16 protein-coding genes are annotated in these 14,831 nt (G+C 59.4%); 12 read left to right on the top strand and 4 right to left on the bottom strand.

Annotation, left to right across the window (positions count from 1 at the left end):
- The first annotated feature begins 172 nt into the window (after nucleotides 1–172).
- From EGJ27_RS09665 to EGJ27_RS09625, 9 genes are all read left to right on the top strand, one after another.
- Nucleotides 173–682, top strand: coding sequence for a disulfide bond formation protein B (locus EGJ27_RS09665; RefSeq protein WP_125830495.1), 510 nt, complete (start codon nucleotides 173–175; stop codon nucleotides 680–682).
- 467 nt (nucleotides 683–1,149) lie between these two features.
- Complete coding sequence (gene cyoA, locus EGJ27_RS09660) at nucleotides 1,150–2,091, top strand: ubiquinol oxidase subunit II (RefSeq protein WP_125830494.1); 942 nt, start codon at nucleotides 1,150–1,152, stop codon at nucleotides 2,089–2,091.
- Between the two features lie 3 nt (nucleotides 2,092–2,094).
- Complete coding sequence (gene cyoB / locus EGJ27_RS09655; protein WP_125830493.1) at nucleotides 2,095–4,107, top strand: cytochrome o ubiquinol oxidase subunit I; 2,013 nt, start codon at nucleotides 2,095–2,097, stop codon at nucleotides 4,105–4,107.
- A gap of 2 nt (nucleotides 4,108–4,109) precedes the next feature.
- Nucleotides 4,110–4,739, top strand: coding sequence for a cytochrome o ubiquinol oxidase subunit III (locus tag EGJ27_RS09650; protein WP_125830492.1), 630 nt, complete (start codon nucleotides 4,110–4,112; stop codon nucleotides 4,737–4,739).
- Nucleotides 4,739–5,071, top strand: coding sequence for a cytochrome o ubiquinol oxidase subunit IV (gene cyoD, locus EGJ27_RS09645; protein ID WP_125830491.1), 333 nt, complete (start codon nucleotides 4,739–4,741; stop codon nucleotides 5,069–5,071). Before EGJ27_RS09650 ends, cyoD begins: the two co-directional genes overlap by 1 nt.
- A 10-nt stretch (nucleotides 5,072–5,081) precedes the next feature.
- Complete coding sequence (cyoE, locus tag EGJ27_RS09640) at nucleotides 5,082–5,969, top strand: heme o synthase (protein ID WP_125830490.1); 888 nt, start codon at nucleotides 5,082–5,084, stop codon at nucleotides 5,967–5,969.
- 213 nt (nucleotides 5,970–6,182) lie between these two features.
- Nucleotides 6,183–7,073, top strand: coding sequence for a glycosyltransferase family 2 protein (locus EGJ27_RS09635; RefSeq protein ID WP_125830489.1), 891 nt, complete (start codon nucleotides 6,183–6,185; stop codon nucleotides 7,071–7,073).
- Between the two features lie 40 nt (nucleotides 7,074–7,113).
- Nucleotides 7,114–7,749 (top strand): CatB-related O-acetyltransferase, encoded by a 636-nt coding sequence (locus EGJ27_RS09630; RefSeq protein ID WP_125830488.1) that lies wholly within the window; start codon nucleotides 7,114–7,116, stop codon nucleotides 7,747–7,749.
- 144 nt (nucleotides 7,750–7,893) lie between these two features.
- Complete coding sequence (locus EGJ27_RS09625; RefSeq protein ID WP_125830487.1) at nucleotides 7,894–8,913, top strand: branched-chain amino acid aminotransferase; 1,020 nt, start codon at nucleotides 7,894–7,896, stop codon at nucleotides 8,911–8,913.
- Between the two features lie 54 nt (nucleotides 8,914–8,967).
- Here the strand turns inward: EGJ27_RS09625 and EGJ27_RS09620 are convergent, their stop codons facing one another.
- Together EGJ27_RS09620 and EGJ27_RS09615 are read right to left on the bottom strand one after the other, a co-directional pair.
- Nucleotides 8,968–9,963, bottom strand: a complete 996-nt coding sequence (locus EGJ27_RS09620; RefSeq protein ID WP_125830486.1) for an ATPase — start codon at nucleotides 9,961–9,963, stop codon at nucleotides 8,968–8,970.
- A 38-nt stretch (nucleotides 9,964–10,001) separates the two neighbouring features.
- On the bottom strand, nucleotides 10,002–10,799 hold the full coding sequence (locus tag EGJ27_RS09615; RefSeq protein ID WP_125830485.1) for a transporter substrate-binding domain-containing protein: 798 nt from the start codon (nucleotides 10,797–10,799) through the stop codon (nucleotides 10,002–10,004).
- 123 nt (nucleotides 10,800–10,922) lie between these two features.
- On the opposite strand from EGJ27_RS09615, the gene EGJ27_RS09610 reads away from it, so the two are divergent.
- Together EGJ27_RS09610 and EGJ27_RS09605 are read left to right on the top strand one after the other, a co-directional pair.
- Nucleotides 10,923–11,231 carry a helix-turn-helix transcriptional regulator gene (locus EGJ27_RS09610; protein ID WP_177522989.1) on the top strand — a complete coding sequence of 103 codons (309 nt, stop codon included), beginning with the start codon at nucleotides 10,923–10,925 and terminating at the stop codon, nucleotides 11,229–11,231.
- Between the two features lie 56 nt (nucleotides 11,232–11,287).
- On the top strand, nucleotides 11,288–12,298 hold the full coding sequence (locus EGJ27_RS09605) for an NAD(P)-dependent alcohol dehydrogenase (protein WP_125830483.1): 1,011 nt from the start codon (nucleotides 11,288–11,290) through the stop codon (nucleotides 12,296–12,298).
- 111 nt (nucleotides 12,299–12,409) lie between these two features.
- On the opposite strand, the gene EGJ27_RS09600 is transcribed toward EGJ27_RS09605, so the two are convergent.
- A complete protein-coding gene (locus EGJ27_RS09600) occupies nucleotides 12,410–13,069 on the bottom strand; it encodes a hypothetical protein (RefSeq protein ID WP_125830482.1) in 660 nt (219 codons plus the stop codon).
- 279 nt (nucleotides 13,070–13,348) lie between these two features.
- Between EGJ27_RS09600 and sodC the strand changes: the two genes are divergently transcribed.
- Nucleotides 13,349–13,867, top strand: coding sequence for a superoxide dismutase family protein (sodC, locus tag EGJ27_RS09595; protein WP_125830481.1), 519 nt, complete (start codon nucleotides 13,349–13,351; stop codon nucleotides 13,865–13,867).
- Nucleotides 13,868–14,008: 141 nt separating this feature from the next.
- Here sodC and EGJ27_RS25305 read toward each other — a convergent pair whose 3' ends face one another.
- Nucleotides 14,009–14,797, bottom strand: a complete 789-nt coding sequence (locus EGJ27_RS25305) for a methyl-accepting chemotaxis protein (RefSeq protein ID WP_371920846.1) — start codon at nucleotides 14,795–14,797, stop codon at nucleotides 14,009–14,011.
- Between the last annotated feature and the right edge of the window lie 34 nt (nucleotides 14,798–14,831).

The following is a 14,831-nucleotide window of genomic DNA, read 5'->3' as shown; positions in this document are numbered from 1 at the left end:
GGGTATGGTTGCGGTCCGCGCGAGTGATCAGCGCAGGTGCTGCAACCATCCAACCGGCAAATTCACCCGTATGGCAGGCCGAGGCTTGAGTTGTGCGGAGGCCGGACCGATGATCGCGCCCCATCAGGCCAATGACCGGCCCGTGGCGATCCCAATTCGATAAGGTATGTGAATGAGCGACAACCTGTTGTACCTACGACGCGAAAAACGCTTCCTGGTCCTGCTGGGCATTATCTGCCTGGCGCTGATCGGCGGTGCCCTGTACATGCAGATCGTGCTGGGTGAAGCGCCTTGCCCGCTGTGCATCCTGCAGCGCTACGCCTTGCTGTTCATCGCCGTGTTCGCCTTCATCGGCGCCGCAATGCCCGGTCGCCGCAGCGTTACCCTGTGCGAGACCCTGGTCACCCTCAGTGCCCTGGGCGGTATCGCCGCCGCTGGCCGTCACGCCTGGGTGCTCGCCAACCCGGCCGTCAGCTGCGGGATCGATACGCTGCAACCGATCGTCGACGGCTTGCCACTGGCGTCGGTTTTCCCGCTAGGGTTTCAGGTCAGCGGTTTCTGCAGCACGCCGTACCCGCCCGTCCTGGGATTGTCACTTGCCCAATGGGCTCTGGTAGCATTCGTGCTGACTGCCGTGCTGGTTCCGGTCTGCATCATTCGCAACCGCCGCAGACCACACTGATCACAAGGGCTTTAGCCTGAAAAAGCCCCGTCTGGACGGGGCTTTTTCATGTGTACGAAAGATCAATAGCTTACGATTGTTTCAAGATTTGAAATTTACTGTTGCAAAATTAGGCATAGTCATTAAAAATTTACGTATCTACAATCGCCAGCACTTATCGTCCAGCCTGGCTTGATGATCAGCAATTTGAGGCCTGGAGCGTCCCCTGTGTACTCTGAACAGGCAGCGCAATGCTGGCCTCTGAGGACTCATAATGGCCGTGCTGTAGGCTGCTGCCGTGTAAAAACACGGGCGGTTTCCACCAGCTCAAAATAAGAATCCACAGCAAAACCCGGATTTGTCGTTACGCTTCCAAGCGTCCTGGCAGGCCCTTGTTCAATTCAAAAAAAGATGCCGGCACTGGCAGGGTGAAGTGTTGGCGGTCGAAACCCAACTGCACCGCGCAAGCTGCTTTTAGAGGTCGTGAGATGAGAGAAAAAAGGTACCCCAGGTTTTTTGGCTTCTTGGCCCTTTTCTGTATGCTTTTGCTCAGTGGATGCGAAGGCGTACCTCTGCTCGATCCAAAAGGGCAGGTGGGGATCGAGCAGCGTAACCTGATCGTGATTGCCACACTGTTGATGCTGATCGTCGTTATCCCGGTCATCATCCTGACGCTCGTGTTCGCCTGGAAATACCGCTCCACGAACAAGGCCGCCAAGTACACGCCGGACTGGTCGCACTCCACCAAGATCGAAATCGCGGTCTGGGGCGTGCCGATGCTGCTGTTGGTGTTCCTGGGCTACTACACCTACGTGTCGACCCACTCGCTGGACCCATACCGTCCTCTTGACTCCGACGTGAAGCCTGTGACCATCCAGGCCATCTCGATGGACTGGAAATGGCTGTTCATCTATCCGGATCAAGGCATCGCCACGGTCAACAAGATCGTCTTCCCTGCCAACACCCCGATCAATTTCCAGGTCACTTCCGACACCGTGATGAACTCGTTCTTCATTCCGGGTCTGGGCGGCCAGATCTACGCGATGGCGGGCATGCATACCAAACTGCACCTGATCGCCAACGAGAACCACGAATTCAACGGTATCTCCGCGAACTACAGTGGCGCGGGCTTCACCGGCATGAAGTTCAAGGCTATCGCCACCAGCCAGGCCGATTTCGAGTCCTGGGTCAGCGAAGTAAAGAATTCACCTAAACAGCTTGACTCGGCTGAATACGCTGTATTGGCCAAACCTAGCGAACGTAACCCCGTCGAACTCTACTCTTCGGTCACTCCTAACCTGTTCCAGATCATCATCGACAAGTATGAAGGTATGAATCCAGGTAAGAAGCTGGTCCATGGTGAGAAAGAAGTCGCCGGTACCGAAGGTGCGGACAAAGGCAAGATTTCAGCTGCTGGGGCAGAGGAGTAAACGATGTTAGGCAAACTAAGTTGGGAAGCGGTACCGTTCCACGAGCCGATAGTCATGGTGACCCTTGCCATGATCGCGCTCGGCGGTCTGGCCGTTGTTGGGGCAATCACCTATTTCCGCAAGTGGACCTACTTGTGGTCTGAATGGCTGACCTCGGTCGACCACAAGAAAATCGGCGTGATGTACATCGTCGTCGCCATGATCATGCTGCTGCGGGGCTTTGCCGACGCCATCATGATGCGTGCCCAACTGGCGGCTGCCCAGAACGGTGCCGAAGGCTTCCTGCCTCCTGAACACTATGACCAGATCTTCACCGCTCACGGTGTGATCATGATCATCTTCATGGCGATGCCATTCTTCACCGGCCTGATGAACATCGTCCTGCCGCTGCAGATCGGCGCGCGTGACGTTGCCTACCCGTTCCTGAACTCCCTAAGCTTCTGGTTGCTGGTAGCGGGCATGCTGTTGATCAACCTGTCCCTGGGCGTCGGCGAATTCGCCAAGACCGGCTGGGTAGCCTATCCACCACTGTCGGGCCTGCAGTACAGCCCTGGCGTGGGGGTCGACTACTACATCTGGGCGCTACAGCTATCGGGTCTGGGTACGACACTGACGGGGGTCAACTTCCTGGTGACCGTCCTGAAGATGCGTACTCCCGGCATGAAACTGATGGACATGCCGATCTTCACCTGGACCTGCACCTGGGCAAACGTCCTGATCGTGGCTTCGTTCCCGATCCTGACCGCGACCCTGGCGTTGCTCACGCTTGACCGCTACATGGACTTCCACATTTTCACGAACGAGATGGGCGGTAACCCCATGATGTACGTGAACCTGTTCTGGGCGTGGGGTCACCCTGAGGTATACATCCTGATTCTGCCGGCGTTCGGGGTCTTCTCCGAGGTCATCTCGACCTTCTCCGGCAAGCGTCTGTTCGGCCACAAGTCGATGATCTTCGCCAGCGGCGCGATCTGCGTCCTGGGCTTCATGGTCTGGCTGCACCACTTCTTCACCATGGGGGCGGGCGCGAACGTAAACGCCTTCTTCGGTCTGGCGACGATGCTCATCGCGATCCCGACGGGTGTGAAGCTGTTCAACTGGCTGTTCACGATCTACCAAGGTCGTCTGCGCTTCACCGCGCCGGTTCTCTGGACCCTGGGCTTCATGGTCACCTTCTCGATCGGCGGCATGACCGGCGTTCTGTTGGCGATTCCTGGTGCCGACTTCGTTCTGCACAACAGCCTGTTCGTAATCGCCCACTTCCACAACGTGATCATTGGCGGTGCGGTATTCGGTTACATCGCCGGCTTTGCGTTCTGGTTCCCTAAAGCGTTCGGTTTTACGCTGAACGAGAAGTGGGGCAAGGCAGCGTTCTGGTTCTGGATCGTCGGCTTCTTCGTCGCGTTCATGCCGCTGTACGTACTGGGCTTCATGGGTATGACCCGTCGCCTGAACGGTACCGACAGCCCGGCCTGGAACCTGTACCTGGACATCGCTCTGTTCGGTGCGGTCCTGATCGCTTGCGGTATCGCGAGCCAGCTGATCCAGCTGTTCGTCAGTATCCGTGACCGTGAGAAGAACCGTGACCTGACAGGCGACCCGTGGAATGGCCACACCCTGGAATGGTCGACGTCTTCGCCGCCACCGTTCTACAACTTCGCTACCTTGCCGAAAACCGACGGTATCGATGCGTTCACCGATCTGAAGCGTCAGGGCAAAGCGTACGAGGTTCCGGCCAAGTACTCGGCGATCCACATGCCTAACAACACGGCGACCGGCCTGATCATGGGTCTGATGCTGACGGTATTTGGTTTCGCTTTCATCTGGCACATCTGGTGGCTGGTGGGCCTGAGCCTGTTCGCAACTGTCGCGACCTTCGTGATTCACGCAGCCCGTGATGACCAGGGTTACATGGTGCCCGCTGAAGAAGTGGCGCGTATTGAAGGTGCGCAGCACAAGATCCTTGTTGAACAAGGTGCGTACGCCCCAGTCAAGTCCTCGCTGGAACAGGTTTAAATATGTCGAACTTAGTATTGAACTCTGGAGACGCCCACGGTCATGACCATGACCATGGGCATGACGATCACCACGACAGCGGGCCAATGACCATTTATGGTTTCTGGCTCTACCTGATGACCGACTGCGTACTGTTCGCATCGTTCTTCGCGGTATATGCGGTCATGGTCAACAGTGTCGCGGGCGGCCCGTCCGGCCACGACATTTTCGAACTGCCTTTCGTGGCCGTCGAAACCGCTTTCCTGTTGGTCAGCTCGATTACCTACGGTTTCGCCATGCTGGCGTTCTTCAAAGGTAACAAGAGCCAGGTTCTGGGTTGGCTCGCGCTGACCTTCCTCTGCGGCGCAGCGTTCATCGGGATGGAAATCTATGAATTCCATCACCTGATCGAGGCCGGTTTCGGTCCTAGCCGCAGCGGCTTCCTGTCGGCCTTCTTCTCGCTGGTAGGCCTGCACGGCCTGCACGTGACAAGCGGTCTGATCTGGATGGGCATCATGATGTATCAGGTCCAGAAACGCGGCCTGACCAACACCAACAAGACCCGTCTGAGCTGCCTGAGCCTGTTCTGGCACTTCCTGGACGTGGTCTGGATCTGCGTGTTCACCGTTGTTTACCTGATGGGGGCCCTGTAATGGCGAATGCACATAACCACGAGCATGACTCCAGTCATGGCACCGTGAAGTCGTATGCGATTGGCTTCATCCTGTCGGTCATCCTGACTGTCATTCCTTTCGCCCTGGTGATGAGCCCGGTGCTGCCCAAGGACATGACGATCTGGGTCATCCTGGCGTTCGCGATCATTCAGGTTATTGTCCACCTGCATTACTTCCTGCACCTGGACTTCACCTCGTCGCAACGCAACAACGTGCTGGCGATTGCCTTCACGGGGTTGGTGATCGTTCTGTTGGTCGGCCTGTCGCTGTGGATCATTTTCAGCATCCACCGTGAAATGATGGCGCATTGAGGAATACCAGATGTCACTGAAGCACTTTATCCAAATCACCAAACCGGGGATCATTTTCGGTAACGTGCTTTCGGTGGCGGGTGGCTTTTTTCTGGCTTCCAAGGGTGATATCGATTTCGTCGTGTTCCTGGCGGCGGTGATCGGTACCTCCCTGGTCGTAGCGTCCGGTTGCGTATTCAACAACTGCATCGATCGCGATATCGACCAGCGCATGGAGCGGACTCGCAACCGTGTGCTGGTGCAGGGCCTGGTGTCCATCAAGCTTGCGCTGCTGTATGCCACGATTCTGGGCATCGCCGGCGTCAGCCTGTTGTACACCTACGCCAACCCACTGGCTGCCTTGCTGGTGGTGATCGGCTTTGTGGTGTACGTGGGCCTCTACAGCCTCTACTTCAAGCGCAAATCGGTACACGGCACGCTGATCGGTAGTCTGTCGGGGGCGATGCCTCCGGTGATCGGCTACTGCGCAGTGAGCAACAGCTTCGATTTCGCGGCACTCACGCTGCTGGTGATGTTCAGCCTGTGGCAGATGCCGCATTCGTATGCGATCGCGATCTTTCGTTTCAACGATTACAGTGCAGCGAAGATTCCGGTTCTGCCGGTTGCGCGCGGCATTCTGGTCACCAAGCGGCACATCCTGCTCTACATCCTGGCGTTCCTGGTAGCGACCCTGATGTTGACCGTGGGCGGCTACGCCGGCCTGAACTACCTTGCCGTTGCGGCGGGTATGGGCATGTACTGGTTCTACATGGCCTGGAAGGGCTACAAGGCTGTAGACGACACCGTCTGGGCCCGTAAGCTGTTCGTGTTCTCCATCTTCACCATCACCGCCCTGAGCGTGATGATGTCGGTGGACTTTCAGGTAACCAAAGAGCTGTTGGTGACCTACGCCTTCTGAGTCGAGAAGGTGTGAAAAAGACCTCGATCTTAACGGATCGGGGTTTTTTTTCGCCTGCATTCAAGGGCCTCAGGGCCGCGCTCCGGGTAGCATTTTGCGGGCATGGTAAAACGGCAGGACTTGCGAGATCATATCGGCGATCCCCAGCAGATGCTGTGGGTTCAGGCCCTCTGTTTCACCACCACCCAATAATAATCAATGGTTGTCAACCTGATGATGTCTGCCGAAAACAGCGCGATTTCGCGTCTGCCGCTCGTTTCGATTATCGCGCCTTGCTACAACGCCGAACGGTTTCTCGAAGCGGCCATGGAAAGTATTTTCGCCCAGGACTACGAACATTTCGAAGTGATCGTGGTGGACGACGGTTCCACCGACAACAGCGTGACCATGCTCAAGGCGCTGCAGGAAAAGTACCCCTTCCAGCTGTATGAACAACCCAACCAGGGTGTGAGCGCTGCGCTCAACCATGGATTGAAGTACGCCAAGGGAACCTACGTTTCAACCCCGGACCTGGACGACATCATGCTGCCGGAGTCGGTGCGGCTGCGGGCGCGTTATCTGGACGAGCATCCTCAGGTGGGATGCGTCGGCGCCTTGATCACCTACATGGATGGCGAGGGTAACGACACCAAGTCCCAGTCGCGCACCGAGATCGAACGGCTGCGCTTCGACCAGATCCTCGGCGGTGCGGTGGTAGTCGGTGCGCCGGTCGCGCTGTATCGGATGCAGGCCATCCGGGATGCCAATGGCTACGATCCGGACATTCGCGTGCAGGACTTCCAGATGACCCTGCGCATCGCTCGCCGGGGCTATGACATCCATGTGCTGCCGATCGTCGTCACTCGCTATCGGCGCCATGCCAACAACCTGTCGCGCAGATACAAAGTATTGCTCGAGGCCGATTTGCGCAGCATTGCGCCCTACAAGGGGCATCCGGAGTACGAACGTGGACGAGCACGACTGATCAACAAGGCGCTCAAGTACGCGGTCGTGTCCGACAGAAGCCATGCCTGGAGTCTGTTGGGTTCACTGCCGTTTCGTCATATGGACCGCACCACCGGCCGCCGTCTCAAGCGCTTGCTGCTGCGCGGCAGACATGCATGAACAGGCTCCATCATCTCGCCCGATCCTCATCAGGAGCCCCATGAAACTGTTCGATATGTTCAAGGCCAGGAAGACCCGCCAGCACCTGCGACGACTCGACAAACTGGAAAGGGCGGCGGAGAAGATCCGCCTGCGTTATCCGCGCTATGTGGTGGGAGTAGGCACCTACGGCATTCCGGAAGTGCTGGAGTTCGGCGACGACACCGTGCTGCGCGTCGGTTCTTACACCTCGATCGCCGAAGGGGTGCGGATCCTGCTGGGCGGCGAACACCGCACTGACTGGCTGACCACTTACCCGTTTCCGGCCATGGTCGATCAGGTCCGAGACATCAAGGATTACGCGCCCAGCAAGGGCGATGTGGTGATCGGCAGCGACTGCTGGATCTGCGCCGACGCGATGATCCTGTCGGGCGTTACCATCGGTCATGGTGCCATCGTGGCCGCGGGCGCCATGGTCACCCGTGACGTGCCGCCGTTTGCCGTGGTCGGCGGCAACCCGTGCAAGTTCATCCGCTGGCGTTTCGAGGAGCCGGTCCGCGAGCTGTTGCTGCAGGCGGCCTGGTGGGACTGGCCCATGGCCGAAGTCAAATCCGTTGCGCGCACCTTGTGCAGTAACGACATGGACGCCTTTCTCGCCTATATCCGTCAGCGACCGGTCACTCCACAGGCGCTGTAACGGCACGCCTTCGCGTCCGGGCGAGTGCCAGCGAATCCGAATGCGTAAAGCCGGTTGTTTTTTCAAGCCGCAGATCGGCAATGATCTGGCAGAATAAGCCATGGCCTGACTCGTCCAGGCAGCTGTTAACAGATAGAGGGCGTTATGAGTCAAGAAAGCATCAACTGGGACACACTGGGTTTCGATTACATCAAGACCGACAAGCGCTACCTCTCTCACTGGCGCGACGGTGCCTGGGACGCGGGTTCGCTCACCGAAGACAACACGCTGCACATCAGCGAAGGTTCCACCGCCCTTCACTATGGTCAGCAGTGCTTCGAAGGTCTGAAGGCGTATCGTTGCAAGGACGGCTCGATCAACCTGTTCCGTCCCGACCAGAACGCCGAGCGCATGCAGCGCAGCTGCTCGCGCCTGTTGATGCCCCATGTGCCGACCGACGTCTTCATCGAAGCCTGCAAGCAGGTAGTCAAGGCCAACGAACGCTTCATCCCGCCCTACGGTTCAGGCGGCGCGCTGTACCTGCGCCCGTTCGTGATCGGCGTGGGTGACAACATCGGCGTGCGCACCGCCCCCGAGTTCATCTTTTCGATCTTCTGCATCCCGGTCGGCGCCTATTTCAAGGGTGGCCTGAAGCCGAACAACTTCGTGATCTCCGGCTACGACCGCGCCGCGCCGAACGGCACCGGTGCGGCCAAGGTCGGTGGCAACTACGCCGCCAGCCTGATGCCGGGTTCCGAAGCCAAGAAACACAGCTTCGCCGACTGCATCTACCTGGACCCGCAGACCCACTCCAAGATCGAGGAAGTCGGTTCGGCCAACTTCTTCGCCATCACCAGGGACGATGTGTTCCTGACGCCGAAGTCGCCTTCGGTCCTGCCGGGCATCACTCGCCTGTCGCTGATCGAACTGGCCAAGTCCCGTCTGGGCCTGACCGTGGTGGAAGGCGACGTGTTCATCGACCAGCTGGACACCTTCAAGGAAGCCGGCGCCTGCGGTACTGCGGCGGTGATCACGCCGATCGGCGGCATTTCCTACAAGGACCATCTGCACGTGTTCTACAGCCAGACCGAAGTCGGCCCGATCACTCAGCGCCTGTACAAGGAACTGACCGGCGTTCAGTCAGGTGACGTTGAGGCTCCAGCCGGCTGGATCGTCAAAGTCTGATCTGACTCAGGCGTTCGGCAGAAGGGAAGTGCGGCCAAGGCCCGCTTCCCTTTTTCATGCCTGAGCTTCAGTGGCCGTTTCGGTGGCCGGTGCGTCCTTGCCCGGCCCCAGCACGATGGCCAGATGACGCAGATCGTCGACCTCGACACTGAAACTCTTGCCTGTCGGGCTGGGCCTGAGCGTGCCCAGCGCGTAGACGGTGAAGAATTTCACCTCATCGGCGTGGCTGAGCAGCTCGCTGATGTAGCGACTGGAGCGGTAAGCCTGCATCTGCGCCGGAGACACGTACAGCGTCACCCGCTTGCCTTCCAGCCGGTCGAAGAACTTGAACTTGAAGCCCGCGCCGTAGCGCTCTACCAGACCACCGCCGAACAACACCCGACCATTGTCGCCCGGCTGCGCGTACTTGATGTGGCGAAAGTACGACCGTAGCGACAGTTCCCCCTGACCTGGAACCCGCAGCGTCAGCAGCTTGAACTCGTCGGCGGGCAGTTCGGCCTTGGCCTGACGATAGCAATCCACCAGGCGCTCCAGATTGCTGGTGCGGGTTTCGCTGTAACGCAGGGGCCTGGGGTCGGGGCTCTCTGCCTTGCGCTGAGCGGCGGCGGTTTCCTGCGTGGCACTGCCGACGCGCTCGGCCTGGGCCTTTTCCTTGACCGGCGCCTTGAGTACCGGATCGAAGACATCGATGTAGTCATCCAGCTTGCGCTTGGCCTTGCGCGCCTGCGCCTGAGGGTCGAGGCTTGCGGACGGCGCGTCGGGTTCTTCTTCGTCCGGCTCGCCAACCCACTCGCAGCCCGGATCATGCTCGTAACGGGGGTTGGCGCGGAAATGCGCGGCCACGAACGTGGGATTGTCTTGAGGCTTCACGTCATAACGCACACCGGTCACCTTGGCCCCCAGCGCCCGGCACGCCTCGCTGGAGCACAGAAACTCAAAGCGCGAGCGGGGCGGCTCCTGGGAAAAGAACTCCCGTCGCGCGGCGGCAATCGAAAGTTCCTGCTGCAACTCGACGCAAAACGCACGGGTGATGGGTTTGCTGGGCTTCATGCGGGTCGTGCCTTTCTGTAGTCGTTGGTTCAAGGGTTTTACGGCGCCGGGACCGCCAGCCATTGACTCAACGCCTGCTGATACGCGCCTGTCGCCTTGCTCAGGTGCAGCCACTGGTCGACATAGCCTTTCCACGTCATATCGTCGCGGGGCAGCAGGTAGGCTTTTTCGCCGTACTGCATGTAGCGGGTCGGGTTTACAGCACACAACCCCGGCATACGCTTCTGTTGGTATAGCGCTTCGGACGCATCGGTGATCATCACATCGGCCTTTTTATCCAGCAGCTCCTGGAAAATGGTCTTGTTGTCGTGGAACGCCAAGGCAGCCTTGGGCAGGAAGGCGCGCACGAACGCCTCGTTGGTGCCGCCGGCCGGCTCGATCAGGCGTACCGACGGCTGGTTGATCTGTTCGATGGTCTGGTAAAGCGCTTCATCGGCGCAGCGCACCAGCGGAATTTTGCCGTCTACATCCAGCGTATTGCTGAAAAACGCCTTCTTCTGTCGTTCCAGAGTGACTGAGATGCCACCCATGCCGATGTCGCATTTGCCGGCGATCATGTCGGGCATCAGGGTTTTCCAGGTGGTCGCAACCCATTGCACCTCGACTCCCAGGCTCTTGGCCAGCGAGCGCGCCATGGTGATATCGATGCCTTCGTATTCGCCGTCTTCACGCAGGAAGGTGTACGGCTTGTAGTCGCCGGTGGTGCACACCGCCAACTGGCCCTTGCCCAGGATCTGGTCCAGGTGCGAAGGCGTGCCGGTAGCAGGCTGTGCCATGGAAAGGCCCGGAAGGCCCAGCAGGAGCGTGGTCAGTGCGCAGCGTTTGAAGGTCATCATGAAGAGCGGCTCGTCGGATTGTTCTGATTTTATTGAGGGCACAGAGTGCTTCATTTGCAGGGTTGAAGTGAAGCACCAACACCGAGGCGATGAGTGGGGTTGAACATTTCGTAAAAAAGCGTAATGTTGCGCCCCATGATAATTGAGCAAATCAAAGCGGTCGCCAATGACACTCGCATGATGATCATGGAGTGGCTGAAAGACCCGCAGACGCATTTCCCACCCCAGGACCACGGTGATCCGACGATAGGGGTGTGCGTGTCGCACATTCAGGCCAAGGCCAACCTCTCGGCGTCCACGGCGTCGGCTCACCTGGCTATTCTGCAAAGGGCAGGGCTGGTGCAGGCTACGCGTATCGGCAAATGGACCTACTTCCGCCGAGACGAGCAGGCCATCGATCAGTTCGGCGACCGGCTCAAGAACGAACTTTAAGATTTACCTCTACATTTCGTCATTTCGCGTAATGTTAAAACGATGGAGATACCCACATGAGCAACACGACCATTTTTGTCCACGCCGGTGGCGGTTATGACCGCGTGACCGTCGGCCAGAGCGATGTTGCAGCACCCAAGGCCGGGGAAATCACCGTTCGCCTGCACGCCAACTCCCTCAACTATCACGACTTCGCCGTAGTCAGCGGCATGTGGGGCCCGAGCGAGTCGCGCATTCCCATGGCCGATGGCGCCGGTGTGGTCAGCGCGGTTGGCGAGGGTGTTGTCGAGTTCAAAGTGGGCGATTCGGTGGTCAGCACCTTCTTTCCGGACTGGATCAGCGGCGAGCCGATCGTTGAAGGCTTCGTGACCGTGCCGGGCGACGGCATCGACGGTTATGCCCGTGAGCAGGTCACCGCTCGCGCCACCTCGTTCACCCACGCGCCGGTCGGCTACAGCCACGCCGAAGCCGCGACCCTGACCACCGCCGGCCTGACCGCCTGGCGCGCGCTGATGGTCGACGACTCGCTCAAGGCCGGCGACACCGTGCTGGTCCAAGGCACCGGTGGTGTGTCCATCTTCGCCTTGCAGTTCGCCAAGATGGTCGGAGCGACGGTAATCGCCACGTCTTCCAGCGATGAGAAGCTGGAACGCCTGAAAGCCCTGGGTGCCGATCACGTCATCAACTACCGCACCGACGCCAATTGGGGCGGGACTGCGCGCGTGCTGACCCACGGCCGCGGCGTGGACCACATCATCGAAGTCGGCGGCGCCACCACGCTGCAACAATCCATGCACGCCGCTCGGGTTGGCGGGCATATCTCGGTGATCGGTATTCTCAGTGGCGTGACCAGCCAGCTGGAAATCGTCCCGGCGCTGGTCAAACAATTGCGCCTGCAAGGCGTGCTGGTCGGCAGCCGCACTCAGCAGCAAGACATGATCCGCGCCATCAACGCCAACGGCATGCGCCCGGTTCTCGACCGCTCCTTCGCCCTGACCGAAATCGTCGAAGCGTTCAAGTACCAGGAAACCAACCAGCACTTCGGCAAGATCTGCCTGGAGTTCTGATTCCCCCCGTACGGTAGGAGGCAGCTTGCTGGCGAAGGCGTTGCCGGCCATTAACTTTGCTGCCGCTGCGCGCCAGATCGCGAGCAAGCTCACTCCTACCACGTTACCGCCCTACGTATAAACCTCTTCCAACGCGGCCAGCTCCCGCTCGATCGCCGTCAACTCTGCCTCCCAATCCGCCTGGGTTCTCTGCCAGGTCTCGCCTTCATGGGTGTAGAGAATGTCCACGATGGTGTGCGTCACCCGGCCTTTGCCCACGGCGCCGAAGGCTTCAGCGCTCAGAGCGCGGGCGAGCATATCGAGCTGGGTGGCATGGTTCAGCCAGCGCCAGTGGTCTTTGACCACCACCTTGTCCAGCAAAATGCATTGTTTCTTGAACGCCTTCAGCGCCACGCCGAACGGGCTGGCGGCGAGCATCGAGTCAATCTTGCCGTTGTCGTTTTCACTGCGCTGGCTTGCGGTGGGCCCAAAAAACCACTCGTTGAAACCGATCTCGATTTCCCGAAACGCCACATTGGCATCCCAGATCACGCTCAGCGCCTTGTGCTGGCGGGTGTCGTGTTTCCACGAGCCATACGCCTTGAACACCACACCGGCGATGCCGATGATGGCCAGGGCTTCGGTCAGGGAAGAGGCGGCTTCGATGATGTAATAAGCGTTGGCGGCGCTGGCGGGCGAGTTGCTGACCGCGGCGCTGTAGAACACCGCGCCCACCACGACCGCCAGCGCGAAACAGGCGCAGTAGAAGCCGAACGCGTAGGGGTCTTTCATTATTGTTCTAAGCCCCATCAGTCAAGGTGATTGAAGAATCAACCGCTTAAATGATTGCTTACAGGTTAGTCGAGGCTCCTGGGGTTTGCCGCCCGGTGGGGCAGTATGGCGACACATCGTGTCAAGATTGAATGCATCAAAACCCGCCTGGCTGTGGTCACACGTTTGGCAGCATGAAATCGTTGGGCGCTGATCGGGAAGGTGGACGCCACCGGGATTCATTCCTACCCTGAGCAACGTTCAACCTCATTTACCTGACGAAGGACATGTCGATCCCTTATGAAATCTCATCTCTTGTTAGGCCTGCTGGGCGCCTTATCTTTCAGTGTCCACGCCGCATCGCTGGACGTACCGGTCAACCTCGTCAGCGCTGACGGTGCGCCCAAGCCCATCGGTACGGTGAACATCGACGAAACCGCCTACGGCCTGGTGTTCACCCCGAAACTGACCAACCTGCCGGCCGGCGTGCACGGTTTCCACGTCCATGAAAACGGCAGCTGCGAAGCGGGCACCAAGGATGGCGTGAAAGGCGCGGCGCTTGCGGCGGGCGGCCACTTCGACCCAGGCAAATCCGGCAAACACCTGGGCCCTTACGCCGAAGGCCACCTGGGCGACCTGCCGGCGATCTACGTGAACGCCGACGGCACCGCCAACTACCCGGTGCTGGCGCCACGCATCAAGAAACTGTCGGAAATCAAAGGCCATGCGCTGATGGTTCACGTCGGCGGCGACAACCACTCCGACCATCCCAAACCCCTGGGCGGCGGCGGTGATCGCGCGGCGTGTGGTGTGATCTAAACGCTCCTGCAAGTGTGACGCAAATCCCGTAGGAGCGAGCGGGCGGCGATCCGCCTTGCTCGCGAAGGCGCCAGTACAAACACAGCATGTGCTGCGGCTGCACCAGCCTCTTCGCGGCTAAAGCCGCTCCTACCGTTGTGATTACACCTTAAACCGTAACACCACCTGATTCAGCCCCACCGCCAACTGCGACAGCTCGCCACTGGCCGCTGCTGTCTGATTGGCACCCGCCGACGTCTGCAGCGACAGGTCGCGAATGCTGGTCAGATTGCGATCAACTTCCCGCGCCACCTGCGCCTGTTGCTCGGTCGCCGTAGCGATGGTGGTGTTGCGTTCGTTGATCTGCACGATGGCGGCGGTAATCTCGGCAAGTGCCTTGCCGGCCGCTTCGGCCACGTCCAGGCTCGCACGCGCTCGTTCGCTGCTGTGGCCCATGGCAGTCACTGCTTTACTGGCGCCGCCCTGAATCGAGGCGATCATTTTCTCGATTTCGGCAGTAGACTGCTGGGTACGATGCGCCAAGGCCCGCACTTCATCCGCCACCACTGCAAAACCACGCCCGGCTTCACCCGCCCGAGCCGCTTCGATAGCGGCGTTGAGCGCCAGCAGGTTGGTCTGGTCAGCGATACCGCGAATCACGTCCAGCACACCGCTGATGTTCTGCACTTGCGCCGCCAGGCCGTCGATCTCGGTCGCCGTCGCACCGACCGCCTGATGCAATTCGGTGATCACCGCCACGGTTTCCCCTACGCGCTGGCTGCCGCTGACGGCAGACTGGCTGGAGTCCTGCGCGGCCGTCGAAGCCGCGGCGGCATTGCGTGCCACTTCTTCAACTGCCGCACTCATCTGATTGATGGCCGTGGCTGCCTGATTGATCTCGTCGTTCTGCCGCTGTACGCCGCGCAGGGAATCTTCCGTCACAGCGGTCATTTCCTCGGACGTCGAGGCCAACTGATTGGACGAA

It is taken from the genome of Pseudomonas sp. v388, assembly GCF_003935425.1.
In the GTDB taxonomy this organism is placed as follows: domain Bacteria; phylum Pseudomonadota; class Gammaproteobacteria; order Pseudomonadales; family Pseudomonadaceae; genus Aquipseudomonas.
This window is presented reverse-complemented; position numbering and strand designations above follow the sequence as displayed.